The organism is Bradyrhizobium zhengyangense (assembly GCF_022012555.1).
Lineage (GTDB): Bacteria > Pseudomonadota > Alphaproteobacteria > Rhizobiales > Xanthobacteraceae > Bradyrhizobium > Bradyrhizobium zhengyangense.
Genome location: NZ_JAKLTZ010000005.1, coordinates 203,111 through 230,043, shown reverse-complemented (window position 1 = coordinate 230,043; position 26,933 = coordinate 203,111). Strand labels below are relative to the sequence as shown.

Annotated in this window: 24 protein-coding genes; 15 read left to right on the top strand and 9 right to left on the bottom strand. The window is 61.7% G+C overall.

Features of this window, described 5'->3' with window-relative positions; all coding sequences use genetic code 11:
- Positions 1 to 368 precede the first annotated feature (368 nt).
- A complete protein-coding gene (locus L6639_RS21220; RefSeq protein WP_237863575.1) occupies positions 369 to 3,662 on the bottom strand; it encodes an AIDA repeat-containing protein in 3,294 nt (1,097 codons plus the stop codon).
- A gap of 91 nt (positions 3,663 to 3,753) precedes the next feature.
- On the opposite strand from L6639_RS21220, the gene L6639_RS21215 reads away from it, so the two are divergent.
- Entirely contained in the window at positions 3,754 to 4,053 is a 300-nt protein-coding gene (locus tag L6639_RS21215; RefSeq protein ID WP_237863574.1) for a hypothetical protein, read from the top strand.
- Between the two features lie 165 nt (positions 4,054 to 4,218).
- On the opposite strand, the gene L6639_RS21210 is transcribed toward L6639_RS21215, so the two are convergent.
- On the bottom strand, positions 4,219 to 5,778 hold the full coding sequence (locus L6639_RS21210) for a winged helix-turn-helix domain-containing tetratricopeptide repeat protein (RefSeq protein WP_237863573.1): 1,560 nt from the start codon (positions 5,776 to 5,778) through the stop codon (positions 4,219 to 4,221).
- A 169-nt stretch (positions 5,779 to 5,947) separates the two neighbouring features.
- Between L6639_RS21210 and L6639_RS21205 the strand changes: the two genes are divergently transcribed.
- Positions 5,948 to 6,244 (top strand): DUF1127 domain-containing protein, encoded by a 297-nt coding sequence (locus L6639_RS21205; RefSeq protein WP_237863572.1) that lies wholly within the window; start codon positions 5,948 to 5,950, stop codon positions 6,242 to 6,244.
- Positions 6,245 to 6,473: 229 nt separating this feature from the next.
- Here the strand turns inward: L6639_RS21205 and L6639_RS21200 are convergent, their stop codons facing one another.
- Both L6639_RS21200 and L6639_RS21195 read right to left on the bottom strand, forming a co-directional pair.
- Positions 6,474 to 6,833, bottom strand: a complete 360-nt coding sequence (locus L6639_RS21200; RefSeq protein ID WP_237863571.1) for a hypothetical protein — start codon at positions 6,831 to 6,833, stop codon at positions 6,474 to 6,476.
- Positions 6,834 to 6,859: 26 nt separating this feature from the next.
- Entirely contained in the window at positions 6,860 to 7,555 is a 696-nt protein-coding gene (locus L6639_RS21195) for a hypothetical protein (RefSeq protein WP_237863570.1), read from the bottom strand.
- Positions 7,556 to 7,715: 160 nt separating this feature from the next.
- Between L6639_RS21195 and L6639_RS21190 the strand changes: the two genes are divergently transcribed.
- Positions 7,716 to 9,284, top strand: a complete 1,569-nt coding sequence (locus L6639_RS21190; RefSeq protein ID WP_237863569.1) for a winged helix-turn-helix domain-containing tetratricopeptide repeat protein — start codon at positions 7,716 to 7,718, stop codon at positions 9,282 to 9,284.
- Between the two features lie 115 nt (positions 9,285 to 9,399).
- Here L6639_RS21190 and L6639_RS21185 read toward each other — a convergent pair whose 3' ends face one another.
- Entirely contained in the window at positions 9,400 to 9,843 is a 444-nt protein-coding gene (locus tag L6639_RS21185) for a zinc-binding metallopeptidase family protein (RefSeq protein ID WP_237863568.1), read from the bottom strand.
- Between the two features lie 71 nt (positions 9,844 to 9,914).
- Complete coding sequence (locus L6639_RS21180) at positions 9,915 to 10,976, bottom strand: isocitrate/isopropylmalate dehydrogenase family protein (RefSeq protein WP_237863567.1); 1,062 nt, start codon at positions 10,974 to 10,976, stop codon at positions 9,915 to 9,917.
- 134 nt (positions 10,977 to 11,110) lie between these two features.
- On the opposite strand from L6639_RS21180, the gene L6639_RS21175 reads away from it, so the two are divergent.
- The gene (locus L6639_RS21175) at positions 11,111 to 12,499 is read left to right on the top strand and encodes an MFS transporter (RefSeq protein ID WP_237863566.1); all 1,389 of its coding nucleotides are present in this window, start codon (positions 11,111 to 11,113) and stop codon (positions 12,497 to 12,499) included.
- Between the two features lie 8 nt (positions 12,500 to 12,507).
- Here the strand turns inward: L6639_RS21175 and L6639_RS21170 are convergent, their stop codons facing one another.
- Positions 12,508 to 14,703, bottom strand: a complete 2,196-nt coding sequence (locus tag L6639_RS21170) for a hypothetical protein (RefSeq protein ID WP_237863565.1) — start codon at positions 14,701 to 14,703, stop codon at positions 12,508 to 12,510.
- A gap of 424 nt (positions 14,704 to 15,127) precedes the next feature.
- Here L6639_RS21170 and L6639_RS21165 point away from each other — a divergent pair, with 424 nt between their 5' ends.
- The 10 genes from L6639_RS21165 to L6639_RS21120 all read left to right on the top strand — a co-directional run bounded on the left by L6639_RS21165 (position 15,128) and on the right by L6639_RS21120 (position 24,268).
- Entirely contained in the window at positions 15,128 to 15,577 is a 450-nt protein-coding gene (locus tag L6639_RS21165) for a (2Fe-2S)-binding protein (RefSeq protein WP_237863564.1), read from the top strand.
- A 12-nt stretch (positions 15,578 to 15,589) separates the two neighbouring features.
- Positions 15,590 to 17,773: a xanthine dehydrogenase family protein molybdopterin-binding subunit gene (locus tag L6639_RS21160; protein ID WP_237863563.1), complete on the top strand. Its 2,184-nt coding sequence runs from the start codon at positions 15,590 to 15,592 to the stop codon at positions 17,771 to 17,773.
- A gap of 44 nt (positions 17,774 to 17,817) precedes the next feature.
- A complete protein-coding gene (locus L6639_RS21155; protein WP_237863882.1) occupies positions 17,818 to 19,101 on the top strand; it encodes an NAD(P)/FAD-dependent oxidoreductase in 1,284 nt (427 codons plus the stop codon).
- Positions 19,094 to 19,543 carry a sulfur oxidation c-type cytochrome SoxX gene (gene soxX, locus L6639_RS21150; RefSeq protein WP_237863562.1) on the top strand — a complete coding sequence of 150 codons (450 nt, stop codon included), beginning with the start codon at positions 19,094 to 19,096 and terminating at the stop codon, positions 19,541 to 19,543. Before L6639_RS21155 ends, soxX begins: the two co-directional genes overlap by 8 nt.
- A gap of 4 nt (positions 19,544 to 19,547) precedes the next feature.
- Positions 19,548 to 20,015 carry a SoxY-related AACIE arm protein gene (locus L6639_RS21145; protein ID WP_237863561.1) on the top strand — a complete coding sequence of 156 codons (468 nt, stop codon included), beginning with the start codon at positions 19,548 to 19,550 and terminating at the stop codon, positions 20,013 to 20,015.
- Positions 20,015 to 20,332, top strand: a complete 318-nt coding sequence (gene soxZ / locus L6639_RS21140) for a thiosulfate oxidation carrier complex protein SoxZ (protein WP_237863560.1) — start codon at positions 20,015 to 20,017, stop codon at positions 20,330 to 20,332. The genes L6639_RS21145 and soxZ overlap by 1 nt, the downstream gene beginning before the upstream one ends.
- On the top strand, positions 20,329 to 21,108 hold the full coding sequence (soxA, locus tag L6639_RS21135; protein WP_237863559.1) for a sulfur oxidation c-type cytochrome SoxA: 780 nt from the start codon (positions 20,329 to 20,331) through the stop codon (positions 21,106 to 21,108). The genes soxZ and soxA overlap by 4 nt, the downstream gene beginning before the upstream one ends.
- A gap of 78 nt (positions 21,109 to 21,186) precedes the next feature.
- Positions 21,187 to 22,512, top strand: a complete 1,326-nt coding sequence (locus L6639_RS21130; RefSeq protein ID WP_237863558.1) for an ABC transporter substrate-binding protein — start codon at positions 21,187 to 21,189, stop codon at positions 22,510 to 22,512.
- Positions 22,509 to 23,447: a carbohydrate ABC transporter permease gene (locus L6639_RS21125; RefSeq protein ID WP_237863557.1), complete on the top strand. Its 939-nt coding sequence runs from the start codon at positions 22,509 to 22,511 to the stop codon at positions 23,445 to 23,447. The genes L6639_RS21130 and L6639_RS21125 overlap by 4 nt, the downstream gene beginning before the upstream one ends.
- Entirely contained in the window at positions 23,444 to 24,268 is an 825-nt protein-coding gene (locus L6639_RS21120) for a carbohydrate ABC transporter permease (RefSeq protein WP_237863556.1), read from the top strand. Before L6639_RS21125 ends, L6639_RS21120 begins: the two co-directional genes overlap by 4 nt.
- A 25-nt stretch (positions 24,269 to 24,293) precedes the next feature.
- Here the strand turns inward: L6639_RS21120 and L6639_RS21115 are convergent, their stop codons facing one another.
- Positions 24,294 to 25,298 (bottom strand): NADP-dependent oxidoreductase, encoded by a 1,005-nt coding sequence (locus L6639_RS21115; protein WP_237863555.1) that lies wholly within the window; start codon positions 25,296 to 25,298, stop codon positions 24,294 to 24,296.
- Between the two features lie 46 nt (positions 25,299 to 25,344).
- Positions 25,345 to 26,280, bottom strand: coding sequence for an oxidoreductase (locus L6639_RS21110; protein WP_237863554.1), 936 nt, complete (start codon positions 26,278 to 26,280; stop codon positions 25,345 to 25,347).
- A 36-nt stretch (positions 26,281 to 26,316) separates the two neighbouring features.
- Here L6639_RS21110 and L6639_RS21105 point away from each other — a divergent pair, with 36 nt between their 5' ends.
- Positions 26,317 to 26,868, top strand: a complete 552-nt coding sequence (locus tag L6639_RS21105) for a TetR/AcrR family transcriptional regulator (RefSeq protein ID WP_237863553.1) — start codon at positions 26,317 to 26,319, stop codon at positions 26,866 to 26,868.
- Positions 26,869 to 26,933 lie beyond the last annotated feature (65 nt).

Genomic DNA, 26,933 nt, shown 5'->3' with positions numbered 1-26,933 from the left:
CCCTGCGGTTCACGCCCGCGACGCTCATCGGCGTCAGCGGTCGCCCCACTCTCGCTTCAGCACGGTCGATCGAGACCGATGGAAGTGTTGAGGACGAGGTGTGTACCGACAGTGGTGCGGCGGTTGACAGAGCCACCGCCACGACCAACCCAAGACGCCTGACGTTGAAGATCATGTTGTTACCTCCCGTGCGAACGCTGACCCGTTCAACGTGACGGGTCCCAGGGACGAACCTTTGATCAGGGTCAACACCACGCAAAGATGTGAGACAGAGGTACTGACGTGCCGCAGATCGGGGAACGGCCGCTTTCTGGGGAGCGAACGAGCCCGTCACCAGCCTTCGCAACGCACTGCCTGGAAGCCGAGTTCTACACGATCACAAAGTTCGATGCGTGCAATTGGCTGATCGCGGTGTCGACGAAATCGATCGACCCGGCGTTGGGCACACTGCCCAGCGCAAGCACCGTCCCGCCATGGCCATCGCTCCTGAGCGCGCCCACAATATCGGCGATGGAGTGGTAATTGCCGACGCCGTTTGCAAGATCGATGACACCGAGCGGATCATGACCAAATCCGGCAATCGTATCGATCTGGTTGCCGGAGTTGACAGAGACGGTCAGACCCGAGCTGTGATCGGTGATGTCGACATGGGCCGGGCCATTGATGTTCGCCTGGTTTCCGAATCCGACAAAGTTGAACTGATCCGATCCACCATTGGCGGTCACGACGTCCTGGCCGACCTGGTTCGTCACATTTGCCGTGGAATCGTTGAGCACCACGTGATTGGCGACCCCGCCGAGGGTGATCGTATCGTGGCCCGCGCCAGCAACCACGCTGTCCACTCCGTTGCCGGCTATGATCGTGTTTGTTCCGGAACCGACGCTGATCTGGTTGGCCATCCCGTCGAGATTCACGGTGTTGTCGCCGTCGCCCAGAGTAACGCTATTGGCACCGCCTCCGCCCGTGACGACGTCGTCGCCGTTTCCAAGCACGACTTTGTTGCCAAATCCGGAGAGCGTCACCTGGTCGTTGCCATTGCCTGATGTCGTCGTGCTCGCGCCGTCACCCGGATGAACGATATCCTTGCCGTTACCCAGCGTGATGATGTTTCCGTAACCGCTGGCGTCAATGCTGTCGTTGCCATTGCCGAGCGCAATCGTGGTCGCGCCTGTCGCCCCCTTCACCGTGACATTGCCGTCGCCGCCGGTGACACGGTTGTCGAAGCCCTCGAGATAGACGGTGCTGTCGCCACTTGGCACATCGACAGTGGCGTACAGTCCGGCGTAGATCGCGTCGTTGCCGCCATTGCCGTGGATGATATTGAACATTCCATAGGCATGGATGATGTCGTTGCCCGTCGTGCCCTCGATGATCGCATAACCCGACGCCGGACCGTTGATCATCGTCGGACCGGTCTGATGCGTGTCCGCCGTTAGCAAAATGCCGTCGGCGCCGTCTTTCGTGATGCCGAAATGCGTGACTGACGTATCCGCCAGGATGAAAGTCTCGCTCGCCGTGCCGTTACTGACCGTAAGTGTCGTGCCGGACACGGTCGCCGTTGCACCGCTTGTATAGGACAGCCCGGAAAGGTCGATCTGGTCACCGAGCGCAATGCCTTTGATCGCGCTTGCGAAGGTCGATGGGCCCGAGACCAGCTTCTGCTCGATCCTGAACGTGCCCTGGCCGGAGAAAGTGATCACGTCGTCAGCGATTGCACCCGCCTTGAGGTCAAGCGTCCCTCCAGCGATCGTGGTTGCGCCGACAATGCCGCCTGCTTCCACGAGCTCTGTGGCGCCATGATGGATTGTCGAAGCGTTCGCGGTGCCCTGATCGAGCACGTCAAGCGTGCCGCCGTTCAGGGTGGTGGAGGTGACGATGCCGCCGTCCGAGACGGAAACGCTACCGGAATTGAGGATTGTTCCAGTCGCCTCGCTGGCGTCGACCGCCGGTGCGCTTGGATCGGGCGGTAAACTTGGGTCGTTCGTCACAGGATCCGGTATCGAACCCGAAACCGTCATCACACCGCCATCGATGGTGGCGTTCTTGGCGATCCCCGCCCCGGTCAGGCGCAATTGGCCGCCGCTCTCGACGTCAGCTGAATCGAATTCGCTTCTGATGACGGTGGCGTAATAGCCGCCGGGCGAATAATAGACGGTCTCTCCCGACGCATTGATGACACCGCCAGATTCGACGATGGTGCCGCTGGCAATACCCCCGTTGGTGAGATTCTGGACGCCGCCGGCATTGACTGTGGTCGACGAGACGATGCCGGTGTCGACATCCTGTTCGCCGCCATGATTGATGGTGGTGTGATCCGCCCGTCCTGGTCCCGGCTCATCATGGATGTAAAGGCCGGCGACATGCTGAATGCCGCCCATGTTGATCGTGGTGTTGCTCGCGGTGGCGAGAAGCTCGACATCCTGTTCGCCGCCATTGATGACGGTGTTGGTCGCGGAGCCTCCCTCGCCGAAGTTGCCGACGATTTGCTTGCCGCCCACCAAAATCGTCGTGTTCGTGGCTGCGCCGATCACCTTGTACGTGACGCCGTTCGCTACGGTGAAGCCGTCTACCGCATAGTCATAGTCAACGACAAACGTTGCGCCACTCTCGAAGGTGGTATTGGAGAACGTCGCGCCACCTTCAAGCATGAGCGTTCCGCCTGCGGAGACAATGCTGTTCTCGAGAACGCCGCCGTCCAGAACGGTCAACGTCACCCCATTCGCAACCGTAAATCCGTTTTCAATCGTGCCGTCGCCGATCTCGAAGGTGCTGCCCGCATTGAAGACCGTCCCCGAAAAACTGGCATTCCCGAGTACGATGAAAGCGCCACCTAGATTGACGACCGTGTCGGTCGCCGTCGCGCCGGCGGATAGTTGCATCGTTCCCAGATTGATTGTGGTGCCGGTCGCTGTGCCATCTGCATCCACATTCAGCGTAGCGAAGTTTTGGAGGATCGTGCCGGATGCCAACGCGCCGTTCGATACCGTCAAGGTTCCACCATTTTCGATGGTGGTGCCAATCGCCGTGCTGGCGTCGACGGCCGGCTGGCCTGGAACGTTGGCGAATGGATCGGGTATGGATCCGGAGACCGTCATGACACCGCCATGGACGATGGCGTTCACTGCGGTTCCGCCCCCAGTGAGGTCGAATTCTCCCTGGTAGTTGATGGTTGCAGCGGTCGCCACGCTTTGGATCACCGGCGGCGGATACACCGGCGCCGTTTCCAGGGTTTCACCCGAAACCTTGAGCACACCGCCGGCCTCGACAATGGTGCCGCTGGCGCTACCACCATTGGTCACGTTCTGGATGCCGCCCGAATTGACCCTCGTCGCCGTTGCGATGCCGGTGTCGACGTCCTGCTCGCCGCCATCGATGGCGGTATGATCAGCCCTGCCGGGGGACGGACCCTCATGGACATATTCGCCAGTAACGCGCTGGACGCCCTGGTAGATGGTCGTATAGCTGGCGAGGCCATTGGAGACGACGTCCTGCTCTCCGCCAAAGATGTTCGTGTTGGTTGCCGTGGATGTCGTGGAGGATCCGCCGACTGTCTGCGAACCACCAGTCAGGATCCATGTGCGATCGACGGAAATGCCGCCACTGACATCCATCGTATCGCCATCGTGGAGCGTGACTCCACTGGCGGGAGGAACAACCGTCATATGAATGCTCCGCGTTTGGTTCCCAAGACATCAAACGAGCAAAGCAAAAATCATTGGAAGGTTATTCAACCTGAGACTGCTGGAGATGAGAATGGCTGTCAAGCAACCATTGTCTCGAGTCTTGAACGAATGCTCGCGCGATGCAGCTCACGAAAATTGCGACGCCTATGCGGGTTCATCTTGCTGGATGACTTTTTATCAACAGCGTGACGGAACTTCCGGCGACCGCACGCTTTCGAAATTGCGCGAGACATCCGCATCGACGAGGATCAATTCCCGCTTCGTGGGGGAGACCAGGGCGTGTCCCCATAAATCTGACACGTCCGCTTTGCATCCAACAGTGGCCGAACGGCCGACATCGATCTTCATCGGCTATGCGCACACAAGCTGACATCGCCAAAGTTAGGTTCGGGGCGACGGCTGCGCTACAGGTTGCTGCGACGATGGCGTAGAAGATTGCTGCTGCGGAGCGGTGACCGCCTGCTGATCGCCGCCACCATGCGGAACGCATGTCGACATTTCTCAACAGCGGTCTGGCTTCGACATCACGGACGATCTATTCGGGCAATCCCGCTTTTCGAAGCCCCTCAATAAACAGCTTTGGGCTTTTGGGAGACCGGGCGATATGCGCCGATATTGTAAAGGAAGGATCGATCTCAAGCACACGCGCCGCCGCAGCACGCGCCTCAACGTCGCGTCCTAGATGGGCGAAGGCGGACGCAAGGCCGCGGCAAGCTGGGAAAAATGAGGGATTATGACGAAGGGCTCTCTTCAGTGCGACGATTGCCTCGTCAAAGCGCCGAAGTGCTATAAGGGCATGCGCAATGCCAAGAAACGTCATGTGTAGCAGCGGATCTACCGGGCTCATGCGAATTGCGCGTTCAAAGCTAAGTATCGCCTCCTCCGGCAGACCCGCCATCGTATAGACCCAGCCTCTGTTGTTCCAAGTACGCCATGAATTTGGGTTGAGTGCGACCGCCCTGTCAGCCATTTCAATCTCGGCTTCACTATCGCCGACCATGCCCGCCAGGATCACCGCAACCCGCGACAAGATATCTGGATCATCATCACCGATCCTTAATGCCAAACGAGCGAGCCGGACTGCTTCCTTGCGGTCAAACTGAGGATCGTTGGTATAGCCCAAGGCGACGTTGCTCGCATGGCAGTCGCCTGCCAGCGCCGCTGCAGACCCGAATCTCGGATCCAGATCCAAAGCGCAATGAGCCAGCCTGATCGCCTCGGCCAAACTTTCCCGGGTCGTCAGGTAATACTGCTGCATGGATCGCAGGAACAAGTCATACGCGGTGAGGTTCTCCGGTCGCCTCCGCGTCGCCACTTCAATTTCTGTTTGAATCATCTTCGGTTGAATAGCCGAGACAACCGCGACCGCTACTTCGTCCTGGAGGGCAAAGACATCGGCAAGGTCACGCTCAAACCTTTCCGCCCATAGATGCGCACCTGTAACCGCATCGATCAACTGCCCTGCGATGCGAACCTTCCCCGACGCCTTCCGCACAGACCCCTCGAGGACATAGCGCACGCCGAGCCTGCGTCCGATTTCCTTGATATCGACGGCTTTTCCCTTGAACGTAAAGGTCGAGTGACGTGCGATGACAAACAGAGACTTAAACCGCGACAGCGCTGTGATGATCTCCTCTACCATGCCCTCCGCAAAATATTCCTGCTCCGGCTCGCCGCTCATGTTCTCAAACGGCAGCACGGCGATGGAAGGTCTGTCGGGGAGTGCAAGATCGACTTTCTGAACTTCCACCTGATCGTCGGCAACTATTGCCTCTGCCGGTTCCTTCGCTTCCCGAACAGCTCCAACGAAACGAAAGCCCTTGCGCTGTAGTGTCTTGATGAAGCGCTGTTCGTCGCCAGAATCACCAATTGCAACCCGGGCGGCGTTTAAGCGGGTTGTCAGCGCCGCATCGGATACGCTACGGCCATTCCAAATGGTTTTGATGAGGTCATCCTTGCTGACAACTCGCTCCCTATTGCGGATCAAGTAATCAATGAGGTCAAACACCTGTGGTGCGACGGAGACGACGTCCGCCCCGCGATGCAGTTCGCGTCGGTCGGTATCGAATACGTACTCTGCAAAGAGATAGCGCAAGATGCGAATCCCGTTGGATGAGCCTTGCCAGGACGGGGTGGCGTCCTGGCCCACCGTAAATCGCGAGAATAAGCCGTCGGTACGGAAAATGTAAGCTGCCGGTTAAGCGTCCCCGCTAATCCCGCGCCACTCTCCGGTCGGTGCAAAACACCGTCCAGGAGACACCGAAATGACCACGATGCATGGCCCGGCATGGTTGGAATGGACATTTGTATCGACCCGGCATGTCACCAGCTTCATCTGGAAATGTTGGGATGCCCTTCAGGAGCGCCGCCGACGCCAGAAATTGAGCACTACCTTGTCCGACTTGAGCGACGGAGAACTGATGGATATCGGCACCACGCGCGGCGAGATCGACTACGTCGCCTCGCACCGAGGTCTTGACCCTCGAGGCATCCGGTCCGGTGAATGGCTGCGATATCTGCCAACTGTGGACGGTCAGTTAGGACCGACTGACTTTCGGTAGAGGTCACGAGCGCTGGATGGCCGCGCCTGAATTCCCACTGATCCTCCTAAGACACCAGGCATTAGGACTTGTCGCGGTAAGGTCCAGACGGGCCACTTCCGGATGTAGGCACCGCAACAACAAGGAGACGAAGCCTCTTGCTCTAACCAAACTGAGCAACCGATCCCAAGGGTGGACCAGACCATCGATCTTGGATCATACGCGTGGTTCATAGACGATCGTCGACGTATCACGTCATGCTACCCGGAATGAAACAACGGACACGCGGATGTCCGTCGATGTAGTGCTTCCAGACCATGGTCCGTCCGGCAAGATTGGGCTGCTTGATGACAGCGCCGTCTGGCACCAGGACCCATTCGTCGTCGATGCGAACGCGATATTGTCCGTGATCGGACTTCCAATTCGGCTCGGAGACCACGTAGGCGTCGGAGTCCTCACAGCACTTCCCGAATTCGCTTTGCAGACTCTCGAACCAGGGCTTCAGCGGGGAATTCGCATAGCGCCCGTCGTCGCGCGCAAACGTCGCGGTGGACACCAGCACCAGGCAGATTTGAGCTGCCAAGCGCTTCACCGCTCTGATCGCCAGCATTTCGTCACCTCGGCCATCTCGTAAAATCAGTTTCGATTCAGCGCAGCTGGCGCAATGGGCAAGGAGCGCAGGAACACGAAGCGGGAGGTCACGGGTATTTCCGCCTCGGCGCGACCATCCTGGCCGATGAGAATGAGACCTGCTCCCCCATTTGCCACGGTCAGGATGACCTCTTCACCAGTCCATGTCCGGATCGGATTCATCCCGATGACGAGAAACTCACCTACGGGCTGGTCCAGATATTGAAGTCTGAGCTGCGGAGCGATTTCGGGCGGTGCAAGCCCGAAGCCCAATTGCTGCGCGAGTTCGTAGATTTGCCGCAACGGCACCGTCTCACCCCTGAAACCCAGATCGGCCGCGGTCACCGTCAGAAGTGTTACCGCCGTTCTGACACCGCTGAGCGTAAACGCAGGTCGTGCAAGAGCCTCCGCAGCCGAGTTACCGACGCCGCAACCAATCGCACTCAGCGCGGTGAGGAGAGCAAACGTATCCGGGAACGTCCCGATGCTGATCGTTTTCCATTCGGCAACATCCGAAACGGACGTTACCGGACCCATGCGTGTCGGGACAACGGGCGCCGCCTTGAGCACTAACTGCCTCTGCAACACATCGCGCGCCGAGCATTGGGCGTGAGCGCGGCTCGCGGAGGCGAGAACGCATACGACCCAGATCAAAAGCCTGGCTGCAGTAGCAGCCCACGTCAGTGCAGCCATCCGCCTCATGACATCCTCCCTCGTGACGTGATATCCGCAAGCAGTTCATATTTTTCAGCCGTGCACGAGGATGCGCCAAGGTCATGGGAAGCGCTTTACAGGCGCCTTCCATTCTTCTTACCGTCTGCTTACATATCGGCTCCACGGGGAGCGATCGGACCGCAGGAGGATGCATTTGCTTTACTCCTTTTCGATTTTCACGCTGGATACGGAACGGAGGGAGCTGCGGCGAGGAGCCGAGACCATCTCTGTCGCGCCGCAGGTATTCGACCTTCTGAACTATCTGATCCGGAACAGGGACCGCGTCGTCAGTAAGGACGAGCTCATCGCGGGCGTTTGGAATGGTCGCATCGTCTCGGATGCCGCGCTGACGACGCGCATCAATGGTGCCCGTTGTGCAATCGGCGATACTGGTGAGAAACAGGACCTGATCAAGACGCTCCCGCGCAAGGGTTTCCGCTTCGTGGGCGCAGTGCGGGAAGCCGAGAACTCGGCAATAGAGACGATTGGCTCGGTCGAGCGAACCGGCGGCGCACCGCCGCGCCTATCCATCGTCGTGCTACCCTTCACGAACCTTAGCGCTGATCGTGAGCAGGACTATTTCGTGGATGGTGTAACCGAGAGTTTGACTACAGACTTGTCGCGCATCGCTGGTTCATTTGTAATCGCACGGAACAGCGCCTTCTCCTACGAGGGTAGAGCAGTCGATGTAAGGCAAGTCGGCCGCGAATTGAACGTTCGCTACGTGCTCGAAGGTTCAGTGCAACGCAGCGGCAAGCGGCTTCGCATGAACGTGCAGTTGATTGATGCTATCAGCGGCCAGCATCTTTGGGCGGAGCGCTTCGAGAAGTCTGTCGTCGACCTGTTCGACCTGCAGGACGAAATCGTATCCTGGCTCGCCAATACGTTAGGTCGCCAGCTCATCGAGGCTGAGGCGCAACGAGCCGAGCGTACGCTGCATCCCGATGCGATGGACCTATACTTCCAGGGCCGGGCCTGGCTGATGAAGGGGTTTAGCCCTGAATGCTTAACGCAAGCGCGGAGCTTCTTCGAACGCTCTCTGGCGTACGACTCCGGCAACGTCGAAGCAATGATTGGCCTGGCAAATGTTGATACGGCAGTTGGAACCAGCTTTACGACGGATGATGCGCCTGCGCGGTTTGCAGCGGCCGAGGCGATGGTGAATAAGGCATTGTCGATCAGGCCGAACCGCACTTCAGCCCACTTGGCTCGGGGGTGGGTCCAGATCTTTACCTACCGGGCCGCCCAAGGCGTCCGTGAATTCGAGCATGCGTTGGCGCTGAATTCGAACATCGCCAGCGCTCATGCTGCCATCGGTTTTGCCAAATTCTATATGGGGCGTGCTGCCGAGACCGAAGGCCACATATTCGACGCTTTACGTCTCTCCCCTCGCGACGTTGAGGCCTACCAATGGGCGTGTTTTGTAGGCGTGGCCAAGTTACAACTGGGTTTGGACGTCGAAGCGGTCAGCTGGCTACGACGAAGCACTGAGGCGAATCGCAACTTTCCGATCGCTCATTTGGCGCTCGCCGCTGCGTTAGGCCTGACCGGCGCCCTCGATGAGGCGCAAACTGCTGCAAGAACAGGACTTGCGCTCAACTCTCGTTTCACCATCCGTCGCTTCGTCACTGCTCAACAAAGCGACAATCCAACTTTCCTTGCTGGGGTCGAGCGCGTGTGTGAAGGCTTCCGCCTCGCTGGCGTGCCGGAAGAGTGATGGACGTTTCCGGCGGGAAAGCATCATCCTCCCTCCCGTCCGTATGCGCATTCTATCTGGAATCGAGGCGGAACGGCAGCGGCGGCTAAGTGGCTGCTACTCGCAGGACCAGCCGTTACTGCCCCCTCGCCCTTTGCTCGAACGCGCTCAGCACGGCGAGCGTCATCGCGGTGATGCCGGTCTGGATGGTCGGCTTCGGCACCGGCGCGAACAGCGGGGAATGGTTGCCGGGAAGCGGCGTTCCGCTCTTGTTGGCGGCCAGCCACGCATCCGGGTCATAGACGCCGATATTGAACATCATCAACGGTACGCCAGATGCGCCGAACTCGGAGAAGTCCTCGCTCGCGGTGTTCGCCGGCGACAGGATCAGCTTCTCGCCGAACGCGGCCTTTGAACCTGATATATAGGTCGTCGGCGCTGTGACCTCCCTGCGCTTTCCTCTCGCCCAGCCGGATCGACCGCCATGATGACATCGTGCCGGTGTTTTGCCCGACGTGTCAACGTCGACGCGATTCAGGGGGTCGTCGCGTCCGCGTCTGAAAAAGCCCTTGTCGTTCAAACACCGTTCTACTGTGCATGGGGTTGTTTTCGGTTTCTGATCTTGGCCGTCTGACAAAAAGCAGCTGCGGCTCACTCCGCCTGCAGGATTTCGGCGATCGCAGCGGCCGCTGCGATCGTGCCGAGCCTGCCGCCGACGTCGCGCGTCGCCCTGCCCGCCCAGAGCGCCTTCGCCACCGCCGCCTCGATCGCGCGCGCCGCTTCCTCGTAGCGCACCGCATTGTTCCTCTCGCCGTGCCAGGCCAGCAGCAGCGCAGTCGACAGGATCAGCGAGACCGGATTGGCGACGTCCTGGCCTGCGATGTCGGGCGCCGAGCCGTGCGCGGCCTGCGCCATGGCATAGCGGTCGCCGACATTGAGCGAGCCGCCGAGGCCGAGGCTGCCGGAGAGCTCGGCGGTGAGATCGGAGAGGATGTCCCCGAACATGTTGGTGGCGACGATGACGTCGAAGCGGTCGGGGCTCCGCACCATATGCGCCATCATGGCGTCGACGAGGACGTCGTCGACAGCAAGGCCCGGGTACGCGTTCGCCGCCGCGCGGCAGATGTCGAGGAACATGCCGTCGCCGATCTTGAGCACATTGGCCTTGTGCACGATGGTGAGATGCTTGCGTCGTTTCATCGCCAGGCGACAGGCAGCGTGGGCGATGCGCTCGCAGCACAGGCGCGTGATCCGGCGCAGCGAGATCACGACGTCTGATGTGACCAGCATCTCGCCATTGCCTTGCTCCATGTTGCGGTCGGCGTAAAAGCCTTCCGTGTTCTCGCGCACGACGACGAGATCGAAATCGCCGAGCCTGCCGGGCCGCCCGGCATAGGTGCGCGCGGGCCTGATGTTGGCGTAGAGGTCCAGGTTCTTGCGAAAGTGCCTGGACGGATTGATCTCGCCATGCGCCTCGTCCTTGAAGTCGAAGGTCGCGGTGGGCCCCAGGATCAGGCCGTCCGCGGCGCGGACGCTGTCGAGCAGCTCGGGGCGCACCGTGGTGCCTGATAGCTTCAGGCTCGCATGCCCTACCGCATGCTCTTCCAGCCGCAGGTTGAGCTGGAAGCGCTCGGACGCCGCGCGCAGCACGCCTGATGTCGCGGCCGTGATCTCCGGTCCGATGCCGTCTCCCGGCAGAACGACGATGTGCATGGTGATCCCCTTCCGAGAGCGGCGCCTGATCTTCGCGCATACAATGCATGCAAGCATAAGCCTGTGGAAGCAGCCTCAGGCGTAGTACATGCCCTAGACCATTTGAGCCACGCTGTCGGAGAACGCGCAAGGCAATGACATCAACGTTACCTGCCGCTGCGCGCGAGCCCGATCATCCCAAAGCCGATGGCCTGCCGGCCGAGCAGCGGCGCTGGGCGATTGCCGCGATCTTCACCGCGCTGGCGATGGCCTCGCTCGACACCGCGATCGCCAACATCGCGCTGCCGGCCATCGCCGCCGATCTGCATGTCAGCCCGGAGCAATCGGTCTGGGTGGTCAATGTCTACCAGATCGCGCTGGTGGCGACGCTGCTGCCGCTCGGGGCGCTCGGCGAGATCGTCGGGCACCAGCGCATCTATCTCGGGGGGCTGATCCTGTTCACCATCGCCTCGCTGCTTTGCGCGGTGGCGTGGTCGCTGGAGAGCCTGCTGGTCGCGCGCACGCTTCAGGGCCTCGGCGCGAGCGGCATCATGAGCGTCAACACCGCGCTGGTGCGCTTCGTCTATCCCGGACGGATGCAGGGCCGCGGCTTCGGCCATAACGCGCTGGTGGTAGCCACCGCTTTCACTTTCGGCCCGTCGATCGCGTCAGCGATCCTCGCGGTCGGACCGTGGCCGTGGCTGTTCGCCGTCAACATCCCCTTCGGCCTCATCGCAACAGGCATCGGCTTTGCGATGCTGCCGAAGACGCCGCGCGCTGATCACGATTTTGATTTTGTTGGCGCTGCCCTCGCCTCAGCCTGCCTCGGCCTGTTCATCATCGGCATCGGCAGCGCCGCGCACAATCTGTCGCCTGTCGTCGTCGGCATCGAGTTGATCGCTGCCCTGGTGCTCGGCTTCATCCTGACGCGACGTCACGCCGATCATCCCGCGCCGATGTTGCCGATCGATTTGTTCGCGCGGCCGATGTTCGCGCTGTCGGCGGCAACTGCGGTCTGCTCCTTCGCCGTGCAAGGCCTCGCCTTCGTCTCATTGCCTTTTTACTTCGAGGATGTGCTCGGCCGCTCCCAGGTCGAGACCGGCTTCTTCATGACGCCGTGGCCGCTGGTGGTCGGCATCATGGCGCCGATCGCCGGGCGCCTCTCCGACCGGCATCCGGTTGGCCTTTTGGGCGGGATCGGCCTCATTCTGCTCGGCCTCGGCATGGCGCTGCTGGCGCTGCTTCCGGCGAGCCCGAGCATCCCTGACATCATCTGGCGGATCATGATCTGCGGCATGGGCTTCGGCTTCTTCCAGGCGCCGAACATGAAGGCGATCATGGGAAGCGCCCCGCCACACCGCGGCGGCAGCGCCTCGGGCATCGTGGCCACGGCGCGCCTGACCGGTCAGACGACCGGCGCCGCGCTTGCCGCGGCGTGCTTTGCCATGGCCGGTCACAACGGCGCCACCGTTGCGCTAGCACTCGGCGCAGGCTTTGCCGGGCTCGGCAGCGTGATGAGTTTTTTGCGGCTGGCAGTGAAATAGGCTGTGCTTCAGGGCGCCTTCTGCGCGATCGGCTGGCTGACGATGGTTGCCGTATCGAGCGGCTCGCATGTGATCGTGCGCCGCAGCTTGGGTGGACCTGCCCAACCCGCAGAGTCGCTCACAGACACGAACGTGTCCCCTTGTGGGGCGAGAATGATCGGCTCCGACTTCAGGCAGGCGTCAGGAAATGCGATGGCGTGGCCCGCGCTCTTCGAGAGATGCCCAATCAGCATCTGTGCCCCCTGCATTCGCGCAGCCGGCGAGGCCCGCATCGAACGATCAGAATCGAAGGCGCGGTAGCACGGCCAGTCGGTGTGACCAGGCGCGAACTCATAGGTGATCCTGCAAGCCGCCCCGGCCGATTTCACGAATGGCGCATCCGAAGGCGCCGCGACGTCGCGTTCGAAGACCAGCGTCTGTAATGTCAGTGCTTCCGTCGTCGCATCCGGCGAGACGGGCTTGTCCGGGTCGATTGCGATTTCACCGCGCGAGAACACCAGCTTCGTCTTGGGCTGAACATCCCGGGTCTCCAGCACCATCATAGGCCGTGCAGCCCAGGAGCGATCCAGATCAAGGTCCTTGCCCTCCATCGTCAGCCGGACGGTACCGACGGCGGGATTATCCTTGGCGAAATCGATCGTCCGGACGCGCACGGTCTCCTTCGATGCCTCCAGGCTCAGGAAACGCAGATCATCGATCTTGCGCGTGATCGGCATCATCGGATCGAACCGATCGTCGATATTGAACCGGACGATCTTCTTCAGCTTGGCCAACGCAGGTCCCTTGGGCGTAGCCGGGGGCGCGACGTCGATCACGAGCAGCGCACCACCCGGTGAATAGGTATCGCCAAGCACACGCTGCCAGATCGCCGTCAACGGCGAGTTCGTCCGCTGGTCAACATCTCGCGCGAAGACGATCTGCTGTCCGGGACGAATGACCGGAAAGTCCTGGAACGCGCCGAGCGCTGCGCCTTTGCTGACGTCATCCCCGGAGAAGTTGATGCATTTGGACTGGTCGTCATGACCGGATGGATCGATTGGCCTCGATGCCGAACGCGAGCAGAAGCTAAGATCATTGTCGACCGTCTTCTGCGGGCTGATGGCGGTCGCGTAGATCGGTTCGCTCGCGCCCGGAATTTCCATCGGGAGCGGAGACGTCGCGAACATGTCGACCTCCACCATGGTCAACGACGAACCGGCATCTTTCGAGCAGAGATCCCGCCGAGGCAGCGTATTGGTGAGAAGCCGCGCGGCATCCGCGCCAACGATGCAGGACATCGTGTCCTGCGGATTGTTGCGGCTCATCCAGATCAGATGGTTCTTGCCCGCACTGTCGACCAGCAAATGCGGCGCGGCATGATGACGACGCGGCGGCAGCCAGATCGGCACGGTCTCCGAGAGCATCGGCTCGCGCTTGAGCAATGCCTCAGGCAGCTTCGTCACGCCGACCGAGCGCAGTTCGGCGTCGACCTCGTTCGGGTCCTGCGTGTATTCGAACACCGGAATTTGTCCGCAAGTCATGCAGGTTACGGCGATGTCGGATCGAACGTTCTCGAACGACAGGATGACTTGGTCCGGATCGTTGCGATATTTGACGGGATCCACGGCCTTGAACGGATGATCCACGACGCGGCTCGCCTGGAAACCATCCGAGCGGAACGGATCGGATTCGAACTCGAAATAGGTCGATCGATCCCAGCCGCGAAAGGCGTTGTATCCACCCATACTGACGCCTGCGAGGACCATCTTCGAATCGGTCTGGCAGCGCGTAGCGCTGCCGGTCCCGCTGCCGTTGCGAATATAGGTGCACAGACGGAACGCCGCATTTTGCAGGATGCGGTCGCAATCGTTCTGGTTATAGCCATAGGTAGCGAGGCCGTGGCGGTAGCAGAGGTCATGGAACACGCAGGCCTGCCGGAAGCGCTGCAGGACGAGATGACGCTTGCCCTTGGAATCCCTGCTTCCATCGAAGAAGACGTTGGTCAGAGCAGGCAGGCTGCAATTCAACCCCTCCCCGCTGCCACCAATCGTGCTGACGACATCCGGTCCCGCTTCAAAGGAGGTGACGGTGGCGGGCATCTCACCATCGGTAGTGTCGTCGACATTCTTGTAGATGGAGTCGGCGACTAACGAGGGCAGATAATTGAAGACAAGAACAATCGCGACGATCGCCGCGACCATCCAGCCGATCACCTTCCTTGACATGCCGCACCCCCCCTCCGCAAAAGCTATTCTCGTAGCAATGCCGATCTTGATCGCCGACAGGCCTGGAAGTCCGCTGGAATCGCCGCAATCGATGGCGCCCCCGTGTTGTCCCGGAAACGATCACCCCCAGGTTGTCGCACTGTCAAGCGAGCCCGCAGGGTCAGCCCTGAATTTTGGGGACGTCAGGGCTGATTTTGCGCTGCGGCCGCGCCGGCAGCAACGACTGGAACCGGCAGTTGCTCACCCAGCGCGGGCCTTCGCGTGGCCATCTCAAAGCGCGCAACACCGCCCGATCCACTATCTTCCCGCAGTCGCGAGAATCTTCGATACCTGCCCCTCAGAGTCTTGATTTGAAAGGTTCGAGTTTGCCGGACACATTGCGCCCCCGAGTCCATCGGTGGATGGGCCAATCAGGGGACTTGCGATGGCAAACCTAACAATCAACGGAAAAACCTTCACGCTCGATGTCGAGGCGGATACGCCGCTGCTCTGGGCGATCCGCGAGAATGCCGGCCTGACCGGGACCAAATATGGCTGCGGGATCGCACAATGCGGTGCCTGCACCGTGCACTTGGACAGTGTCGCCACCCGTTCCTGCGGGATTTCAGTCGCCGAGGCCGAGGGCAAGAAGATCACCACCATCGAAGGGCTCGGCTCCGGTGCGACGCTGCATAAGGTGCAGGAGGCCTGGATCGCCCAGGACGTTCCGCAATGCGGCTATTGCCAGAGCGGCATGATCATGGCGGTGACGGCGCTCCTGAACGAGAAGCCGAAGCCGACCGACGCCGACATCGACGAGGCCATCACCAATATCTGCCGCTGCGGCACCTTCCAGCAGGTGCGCGAGGCGATCCACACGATCGCAAGCGCGTAAGGGAGCTGGCACATGAACAAGCATGTTTCTCCCAAATTGAACCGCCGCGCCTTCGTAATCGGCACCGCCGCTGTCGGCGCTGGTCTTGCCATCGGCTTCGACCTGCCGTTTGGGGGTCCCACCGTGGTTCGCGCGGCTGACGGCTCGCCCGAGGTCAATGCCTGGGTCGTGATCCGGCCTGACGATACAGTGGTGATCCGCGTCGCCCGCTCGGAGATGGGCCAGGGCTCACTGACGGGCCTCGCCCAGCTCGTCGCCGAGGAACTCGAATGCGACTGGACCAAGGTCACCACCGAATTCCCCTCGCCTGGCCAGAACGTCGCGCGCAAGCGAGTCTGGGGAGATTACTCGACCGGCGGCAGCCGCGGCATCCGCGGCTCCCACGACTATGTCCGCAAGGGCGGCGCCGCCGCACGCATGATGCTGATCCAGGCCGCGGCCAATGACTGGAAGGTGCCGGCCTCTGAATGCACGGCCGTCAATAGCGTCATCACCCACACGCCATCGGGCAAGACCACGACCTACGGCAAGGTCGCCGAAGCCGCGGCCAAGCTGACGCCCCCGACTGACGTCAAGCTGAAGGATCCCAAGGATTGGCGGGTGATCGGCAAGGGCGTGAAGCGGCTCGACACCCCGGACAAGGTCACCGGCACCACCGTCTATGGCATCGACGTCAAGCTGCCCGGCATGCTCAACGCTGCGATCAAGGATTGCCCTGTTACCGGCGGCAAGCTGAAAAGCTATGACGAAGCCAAGATCGCCGGCATGAAAGGCGTGAAGAAGGTGATGAAGGTCGGCGACACCGCAGTTGCGGTCGTGGCCGACACGTTCTGGCACGCCGAGACCGCGCTCGATGCGCTGCCGATCGTCTGGGACGAAGGCGAGAACGCCAAAGTCTCCAGCGCCTCGATCGCAAAATGGCTGGCCGAAGGCCTCGACGGCGGTCCGGCCTATGTCGGCAATTCCGACGGCGATGCGAAGGCCGCCCTTGCCGGTGCCGCCAAGACGATCGAAGCCGTCTACAACTATCCCTACCAGAACCACGCTACGATGGAGCCGATGAACGCCACCGCGCTCTACACGGCCGACAAATGCGAGGTCTGGTGTGGCACGCAGAATGGCGAGGCGGCGTTCGCCGCCGCACTGGAAGCATCAGAACTTCCGGCCGAGAAATGCGACGTCAACAAGCTGCTGCTCGGCGGCGGCTTCGGCCGGCGCGGCCAGACCGACTATGTCCGGCAGGCCGTGCTGATCGCCAAGCAGATGCCGGGCACGCCGATCAAGCTGATATGGACGCGCGAAGAGGACATGACGCACGGCCGGTACCATCCGGTCACGCAATGCAAACTGACCGCGGGCTTCGATGCCGACAACAATCTGACGGCATTCCATATGCGGATCTCCGGCCAGTCGATCCTCGCGAGCTTGAGGCCGGACGCACTCGTCAAGGGCATGGACCCAGCGACATTCGCCGGCCTCAACGCCAAGGGCGATGCACCGTTTGGATACTCGGTGCCCAATCTCCTGATCGAGCATTCGATGCGCAACCCGCACATCATCCCAGGCTTCTGGCGCGGAGTGAACGTGAATCAGAACGCCATCTATGTCGAATGCTTCATGGATGAGCTGGCGCACGCAGCAGGGCAAGACCCCCTCGAGTTCCGGCGCAAGCTGATGAAGGATCATCCGAAGCATCTCGCTGTGCTGGAGGCCGTGGCCGAGAAGATTGGCTGGAGCACTGCGCCGCCGCAGGGCGTTTATCGCGGACTTGCGCACTTCGCCTCCTACGGCAGCTATGTCGCGGCGGCCGCGGAGATCTCCGTCATCGACGGCACCAAGATCAAGGTGCATCGCATCGTCGCGGCGACCGACCCCGGCTATGCCGTCAACCCGGCCCAGATCGAACGGCAGATTGCCGGGTCGTTCGTCTACGGCCTGAGCGGACTGTTCTATGGCGGCATCACGGTCAAGGATGGCGCCGTCGAACAGACAAACTTCGATACCTACGATTCGATGCGGATCGCGGCGATGCCGAAGGTGGAATCGATCGTGATGCCGAGTGGCGGTTTCTGGGGCGGTGTCGGCGAGCCGACGATCGGCGTTGCTGGACCAGCGGTGCTCAACGCCTACTTCGCAGCCACCGGCAAACGAATCCGTTCCGTGCCGCTGCGCGATCAGAACATCACCTTCGCATGAGAAACACCGCGGCGGCCATCATGGCCGCCGCGGTACTTGCCTGGATGACCTCAATGACCACGCGACCGGTGACACGTCGGAGCGCCGTGCTCGGCATCACCGCCGCGGCGGCTACATTGGCACGGCCATCGGTCCTGCTTGCGCAATCGACAGGTCGCATCGTCGTGGTCGGCGGCGGCTTCGGGGGAGCCGCCTGCGCCCGCGCGCTCAAGCGGGCGCAGGTAGACCTGCAGGTGATCCTGATCGATCCCAATGCGGTCTTCACCGCCTGTCCTCTCAGCAACGAGGTGATCGCGGGCTTGCACGATATCGAGGCGCAGCAGTTTGGCCATGAAAAGGTCGCCGCCGAAGGCGTCACCGTGATCGGCCAGACCGTAACCACCATCGCGCCGGAGCAGCGCAGCGTCATGACCGCCGACGGCGTCGCGCTGCCCTATGACCGCCTCGTGCTCTCGCCCGGCATCGACTTCCATTTCGAGGCGCTGCCCGGCTACGACGAGGCCGCGTCGGAAACAATGCCGCATGCGTGGAAGGCCGGCGCGCAGACGTTGCTGCTGCGCAGGCAGTTGGAAGCGATGGACGATGGTGGCACTGTCGCCATCGCCGTCCCCGCCAATCCCTCGCGCTGTCCGCCCGCGCCTTACGAGCGCGCCAGCCTGATCGCGCATTATTTGAAGACGAAAAAGCCGCGCTCGAAAGTGCTGATCCTCGATGCCAAGGACACTTTCTCGCAGCAGCGGCTGTTCGAGCAGGCTTGGAAAGAACTGTACGGCGACATGATTGAACGAATCGGCCTGTCACAAGGCGGTCGCGTCACCTCGATCGATCCCGCCACCAAGACCATCGTCACCGAATTCGGCAATTACAGCCCTGACGTCGCCAATGTCATCCCGCCGCAGCGCGCTGGGCGCATTGCCGAGATCGCGGGTGCAACTGATGCCACCGGTTGGTGCCCGATCGACCCCGTCACCTTCGAGTCAAAGCTTGTCAAGAATATTCACGTCATCGGCGACGCTTGCCTTGGCGGCGGCATTCCCAAATCGGCATCGGCCGCAAATGCGCAAGGCAAGGCTTGCGCTGCCGCCATCGTCAATCTGCTCGCCGGCCGCACGCCGGAGACACCGCGGCTCACCGGCGTCTGCTACAACATTGTCGCACCCGGTTATGGCTTCTCGCTCGCGGGCAACTACCAACCCAGGGGCGACATCTTTGTCGAGGTCGAGGGCGGCGCTACGAGCCCGGTCGATGCGCCGCGTGAGCTGCGCACCCGCGAAGCGGCCGAGGCGGAGCGCTGGTTTCAAACCATCACGGCGGACACCTTTGGCTAGGTCGACGATCACCATCGCAGTGCTGTTTGCTAGTGTGGTGCACGTCGCCAACGCACGTGCGGACGGATTAGCCCGCTACGAGATCACCGGCGACGGCATCGCGACATCGCTCACGGGCGCGCCCGGCGATGCCGTGCGCGGGCGCACGCTGGCGCTGGCGCGAACGACGACCTGCATCCTCTGCCATTCCGGCCCCTTCCCGGAAGCGCGGTTCCAGGGCGACTTGGCGCCCGATCTCACCGGCGCGGGGAACCGCTGGACGGCAAGCCAGTTGCGGCTTCGGCTGGTTGACGCCTCACGCTTCAATCCGGACACCATCATGCCGTCCTATTATCGCAACGAGGGGCTGGTTCGGGTCGGACGCAATTTCGCGGAGAAACCGATATTGTCGGCCACAGAGATCGAGGACATCGTGGCCTTTCTCGCAACACTTCGGGACTAAGCTGATGCGGATGACGCGACGACAATTCTTGAGCTTGGCCGGAGGCGTCACAGTCGCCGGGACGATCCCGGTCGTCACGCTGCGGCCGCTCAAAGCGACGCCCGCGATGCTCAACACTGCGATCCGGAACCTCGTCGGCGAGGTCCCCATTCGCACCGGCAAGGTCAAGCTCGACATTCCGCCGCTGGTCGAGAACGGCAACACGGTGCCGATGACGGTCAGCGTCGCGAGCGCGATGACCGCGGACGACTACGTGAAGAGCATCCACGTCTTCAACGAGAAGAACCCTCAGCCCAACATCGGAAATTTCTACCTGAACCCGTCCTCCGGACGCGCGCAGGTCTCGACGCGGATCCGGCTTGCCGACACCCAGAAAGTGGTCGCAATCGCCCGCCTCTCCGACGATAGTTTCTGGCAGGTCGCCGCGGATATTGTCGTGACGCTCGCCGCCTGCACCGAGGAGGTGAATTGATGGCCGCGCTCATCAACGTCCCCTCAAAAGCCAAACGCGGCGACATCATCGAGATCCGCACGCTGACCTCACACATCATGGAAACCGGTTTTCGCCGCACCATGGATGGCGCGCTGGTGCCGCGCGACATCATCACGAGCTTCACCTGCCGCTACAACGGCACCGAGATTTTTCGCGCGGATCTGTTTCCGGCGATCGCCGCCAACCCTTACTTGTCCTTCTTCACGATCGCCAAGGAGAGCGGCAAGCTCGAGTTCGAATGGATCGGCGACAACGGCTACTCGTCCAGGGCATCGGCATCGATCACGGTCGAATGATTTTCTGGCGCGCGATAGCGGTGGCGGCGCTTGCCGCCACGACCTCTGCCCTTCTGGCCGGTGAGATCCCGCCCGATGCGCGCCGCTCCGGCTATTCCTTCATGAGTCCTGATACGCGCGCCATGCAGGATGACGACACCTCCAATCCGGGCATGCTGTTCGTGCTGGATGGCGAGGCCTTATGGGGTAGGAAGGTCGGCAGCGCCGACAAGGCGTGCGCCGACTGTCACGGCGATGCGCGAAGCAGTATGAAGGGCGTCGCGGCGCGCTATCCGGCGTTCGACCGGACGCTGGGGCGCCCCGTCACCCTCGACCAGCGCATCAACCTTTGCCGTGCCAATCATCAGCAGGCGAGCTCACTGCCTTACGAGGGCCACGACATCCTGGCGCTGTCCGCCTTCGTTGCTCATCAGTCGCGCGGCGTTGCGATCACCACAGGCGATGATCCACAACTTATTGCTTTCGTCGAACAGGGGCGCAGCCTCTTCATGCAGCGCGAGGGACAACTCAACCTGGCCTGCACCAATTGCCATGACGACAACTTTGACAAGCACCTTGCAGGCTCGCCGATCACGCAAGGGCAGCCGACCGGCTATCCGCTCTATCGACTGGAATGGCAGACGCTGGGATCCCTGGAGCGGCGCTTGCGCAGCTGCATGACCGGCGTCCGCGCCCAAGCCTATGAGTATGGCGCGCCCGAATTGGTCGCGCTCGAACTCTACCTGATGTCGCGGGCCCGCGGAATGCCGATGGAAACGCCGGCGGTGCGACCGTAACGCATAAATTAGGGCTAGGCAGGCGTGGAACGGTCGCTAGTATCCCCCCAAAGAATTGAATCAGAGGGAGGGACTAAAGTGGCTGACCATAAAATCTCGCGCCGTACGCTGCTGACGGGCACCGCTGCGGCGGGCGCACTCAGCCTCACCGGGCTTCCGGCGCGCGCCGAGGTGAATTGGAAGAAATATGCAGGTACCAAGCTGGAGGTGATCCTCGCCAAGGGGCCGCGCGGCGACAACCTGCAAAAATACGTCAAGGAATTCACCGACCTCACCGGCATCCAGGTCGAATCCGAGCAAATCCCCGAGCAGCAGCAGCGGCAGAAATGCGTCATCGAGCTCACCTCGGGCCGGCCGAGTTTCGACGTTGTCCATCTCAGCTATCATGTGCAGAAGCGGCAGTTCGAGAAAGCCGGCTGGCTCGCCGACCTCACGCCCTACATGAAGGACCCGACGCTGACCGCGCCCGACCTCGTCGAGAGCGATTTCTCGGCCGCAGGTCTGCAGTACTGCAAGAACGACAAGGGTCAGATGCTGTCCCTGCCGTGGTCGGTCGACTATTTCATCCTCTACTACAACAAGGAGCTGTTCCAGAAGAAGGGCGTCGCAGTGCCCAAAACGCTGGACGAGATGGTTGCCGCCGCCGAAAAGCTCACTGATGCGAAGGACGGCACCTATGGCTTCGTCGGGCGGGGCCTGCGCAACGCCAATATGACGTTGTGGACGAACTTCTTCCTCGATTATGGCGGCGAATTCCTCGACGCCAAGGGCAACATTCTGACTGACGGTCCCGAAGCCGTCGCAGCGACCAAGCTCTACCAGACTCTGCTGACGAAAGTGGCTCCGCCCGGCGTCGCCGGCTTCAACTGGATGGAGTCGATGGCCTCGTTCACGCAAGGCAAATCGGCGATGTGGATCGACGGCGTCGGCTGGGCGCCGCCGCTGGAGGATCCGGCTGCCTCGCGCGTCGTCGGCAAGGTCGGCTACACCGTCGTGCCGGCCGGTCCGAAGGGGCAATATTCGGCGACCTATGGCGACGGTATCGGTGTCGCCGCCGCGAGCAAGAACAAGGAAGCCGCCTATCTGCTCTGCCAGTGGATCGTCTCGAAGCAGCAGGGTGCGCGGCTCTTGCAGGCCGGTGGCGGCGTGCCGTTCCGCAACTCGATCCTGAACGATGCTGAGGTCCAGAAGGGCGTGAAGATGCCCAAGGAGTGGCTGCAGTCGGTGATTGATTCCGCCAAGATCAGCAAGCTCGGCCTGCCGGTGATCATCCCGGTCGCCGAATTCCGCGATCTCGTCGGCGCCGCTATCACCTCGACCCTGGCCGGCTCCGATCCCGCGGCAGAGCTGAAGAAAGCCCACGATCAGTTCCGGCCGATCCTGGAGCGTAGCGAAAAGGCGTGAGTGCGTTGACACAATCGACTCCGCGCGCGGCACAGTCTGATGCCGCGCCGGAGAAGGAGCTGCGGCCGCCGTCCTATTGGCCGTTCGTGGTGCCGGCGCTGGTCGTCGTGCTCGCGATCATCATCTTCCCGTGGGTGTTCACCATCTGGATGAGCCTGAACGAGTGGAAGGTCGGCTCGCCGACCACCTTCGTCGGATTCTCCAACTATTTGCGCCTGACCGGCGATCCGCGCTTCATCGAGGCGATCGGACACACGCTGGTCTACACCGTGCTGTCCGTGGTGCTGCCGCTCGTGTTCGGCACATTTGCGGCCGTGGTTTTTCACCAGAAATTCGCCGGCCGCGGCTTCCTGCGCGGCATCTTCATCATGCCGATGATGGCAACGCCGGTGGCAATCGCGCTGGTCTGGACCATGATGTTCCACCCGCAACTCGGCGTGCTCAACTATTTGCTGTCACTGGTCGGCATCCCTGCGCAGCTCTGGGTGTTTCATCCGGCAACGGTGATTCCCTCGCTGGTGCTGGTCGAGACCTGGCAATGGACACCGCTGGTGATGTTGATCGTGCTCGGCGGGCTCGCTGCGATCCCGACCGAACCCTACGAGAGCGCGCAGATCGACGGCGCCAGCCTGTGGCAGGTGTTCCGGTTCATCACCCTGCCGCTGATCATGCCGTTCCTGTTCATCGCCGGCATGATCCGCATGATCGACGCGGTGAAGAGCTTTGACGTCATCTTCGCGATCACGCAGGGCGGACCGGGATCAGCGTCGGAGACCATCAACCTCTACCTCTACAGCGTCGCCTTCGTTTATTACGACCTCGGCTACGGCTCGGCGATCGCAGTCGTGTTCTTCCTGCTGATTGTCCTGCTTGCGGCGGTGATGCTCTACGCCCGCCAGCGCATGCTGTGGACCGAAATCGCGAGCGACGCATGACCCCGAAGCAAATCATCGGCAAGATCGGCCTGTGGTTCGCGGTGCTCGTCATCGTGTCGCCGGCGATCCTGTTCTTCCTCTGGATGCTGTCGCTCTCGCTCAAATTCGAGGTCGACAACGCCGCCTACCCGCCGGTGTTCATCCCAGAGCATTTCGCCTGGAAGAACTACGCCGACGTGCTCGCCTCCAACCGCTTCGTCACCTATTTCTTCAACAGCCTGATCGTGACAGGCAGTGCGACGGTACTGGCGCTGATGGTCGGCGTCCCCGCCGGCTACGGCATCGCGCGGATGGCCGCGCACAAATCGGCGATCGTGATCCTGATCGCCCGCATCACGCCCGGCCTGTCCTATCTGATCCCGTTGTTCCTGCTGTTCCAGTGGCTCGGCCTGCTCGGCACGCTGGTGCCGCAGATCATCATCCATCTCGTGGTGACGGTGCCGATCGTGATCTGGATCATGATCGGCTATTTCGAGACCACGCCGCTGGAGCTGGAAGAAGCCGCCCTCATCGACGGTGCAGGCCGCTGGCAGGTATTCCGCCACGTCGCGCTGCCGATCGCCAAGCCCGGCATCGCGGTCGCCTTCATTCTCGCGGTGATCTTCTCCTGGAATAATTTTGTGTTCGGCATCGTGCTGGCGGGGCGCGAGACCCGCACCCTGCCCGTCGCCGTCTACAACATGATCTCGTTCGACCAGTTGAGTTGGGGCCCGCTCGCCGCAGCTGCGTTGGTCGTGACGCTGCCGGTGCTGCTGCTTACGGTATTCGCGCAGCGGCAGATCGTGGCAGGGCTGACGGCGGGGGCCGTGAAGGGCGGATGATCGCTGCTCATCCCTGTCGACGCCTTTAGCTGATCCGGACGACGACCTTTCCCTTGGCTCGGCCCGTCTCGAGATACGCCAGCGCCTCCTTTGCCTGCGCGAACGGAAAGACCTTGTCGATCACCGGCCGGATGTGCCCGGCCTCGATAAGCTTACCGAGCTCTGCGAGTAGACTGCCGTCCGGGTGTACGAACAGGAAGGAATACGCAGCGCGGCTTGCCTTGGCACGCCGCAGGATCTTGCGGCTCAGCAACCCGAACAGCAGCACCATGAAGAAATTCATGCCGCGGGCGCGAGCGAACGCAGCGTCGGGTGGCCCAATGAGTGAGACGATTGCGCTCCCGGGTTTCAATATCCGAAGCGACTTCTCGAGTGCGTCGCCCCTGACTGTGCCCAGCACAGCATCGTAGCCGCGCAGCACATCCTCGAATTGCTGCTTCTTGTAGTCGACCACCTCGTGGGCTCCGAGGCTCCGGACCAGATCCACATTTCCGGTACTCGTCGTCGTCCCGACCTTCGCGCCGAGATATTTCGCCAGCTGGATCGCAAACGTACCAATGCCGCCCGCGCCTGCCGGAATGAATACCTTTTGGCCGGGTTGGAGCCGTGCGCGGACCTTGAGCGCCTGCCACGACGTCAGTCCAACCATCGGTATCGAGGCCGCCTGCACGAAGTCCAGATTTGCCGGTTTGAGCGCGGCCGCGTCCTCGGGCACCGTCGCAAACTCAGCGAGAGCACCCGAGCCGCTCAGGTCGAAGATGCTGGCGAAGACGGCATCACCCGGCTTGAAGCGGGTGACGCGACTTCCGACCTCCACCACGACACCGGCCAAATCGCTGCCCAGCGTGGCCGGAAGCTGAAAGCGAAGGATCGGCTTGAAGGTTCCTTTCGGAATCATGTTGTCGATAGGGTTCAAACCAGCCGCATGGACCTGGACGAGAATCTCGTTCGGCTTCGGCGACGGCCGAGGCGTATCAACGAACGTAACCTGGTCCGGTCTACCATAACGCTTGAAGACGAGTGCTCTCATGGTTGCTGATGTCCGGTTTTCGGGTGCTTGCGCCGGCCGCATGCCGTCAGAAGGCTCGGGCGGTGCGGGCAGGCTGCAATGCAGTTGCCGCATCGAGCCGCAGGTCCTTTCGAATCCCGGCGTCGACCAGTCCAGCCGGCGCAAATCTGCGAAGCAACCGCAGGCGGTTGGCGAGCTTGCCGGCCGCGTACCGGACTTTCGGATGCGCCGCGCTGGCCGCTTTCAGAACGGTGTCGGCCACCACGCTTGGGTCCTCAGCCGTCGTCATAACCTCGTTCACCCGTTTGGTGACGTGCGCACGCGCCTCGCGATACTCGTCGAGCTTGGCATCCGGCTCCATGAAGTTCGCGTCGAACGGCGTCTTGGTGTACGCGGGCTCGATGACCGAGACCCGGATGCCTCTCGTGCGCAGCTCATGGTCGAGCGATTCCGAATAGCCTTCCACGGCGTGTTTGGTGGCGGCATAGAGCGCGCCGTAGGGCATCGGCAGAAAGCCGAGAACGGAGCCGATATTGATGATGCGACCATTCCCCTGCCGCCGCATGTGGGGCAGGACGGCCTGTGTCATCCGGATCAGTCCAAAGAAGTTCGTCTCGAAAATCGATCGGGCCTGATCGATCGAGCTCTCTTCCGCGCCGGCAGGGGCAACACCGAAGCCGGCGTTGTTCACGAGCAGATCGATGCGGCCATCGCACCGTATGACATTACTGACGGCGGCTTTGGCGGATTCATCGCTGGTCACGTCGAGGACCAGCATCTCGAACGATCGCCTGCCGGCCTGCGCGCCTCGTCTGCTGGTGCCGTAGACCTTGTAGCCGGCTTTCGCGAGCCGCTCCGCCGTGGCTTCGCCGATGCCTGATGAGGCGCCGGTAACAAGCGCTATTCCAGTGTTGGTCGTATTCACGAGCTTCTCCTGTGAGGGTGCCAGCTTCGAACCACTTTGATTACGATCGTAATTATTGATATACATGACGATCGCCATTATAATTGTCAAGACCCGGGACCAAGGATCTGCGACATGCGCGTTTCAAAGGAACAGGCGGCGAAAAATCGCGAGCGTATTCTCGAGGCCGCCTCCCGCCTCATGCGGGAGCGCGGCATCTCCGGCATGGGTGTGGACGCGCTGGCCGATGCTGCGGGGATGACCCACGGCAGCATGTACAGTCAATTCGGCTCCAAGGAACGACTCGTCGAAGAAGCGGTGGCCCACGCCATCGTCGCCAAAGGGCGAGAAGTGCCCGACGAATTTGCGCTCGGCGACTACGTTTCCGAATACCTCTCAGCTGGGCATCGCGACGAACCGGGAAGCGGTTGCCCCTTCGCGGCCCTGTCTTGTGAGATGGCTCGACAAAGCGGTGGCGTGAGAGACCGTTTCACAGCCGGAGTACGTGGCATGATCGGGCTGCTGAGCGGTCGAATGACCTCGACGCTGAAGCCGCGGCAGCGCGAGGAGAAGGCCCTCGCGACGGCCGCCTCCCTGGTCGGGGCACTCGTGCTGGCCCGGGCCGTGAATGATCCCAAGCTGTCGGACGATATTCTTCGCGCGACCAGGAACCAGATAGGCGTTTGATCGCGCGGCGCAGTGCGGGGCTAGACCTGCCACCATGATGGGTGGCGGCAGTCGAGCAACTGGCT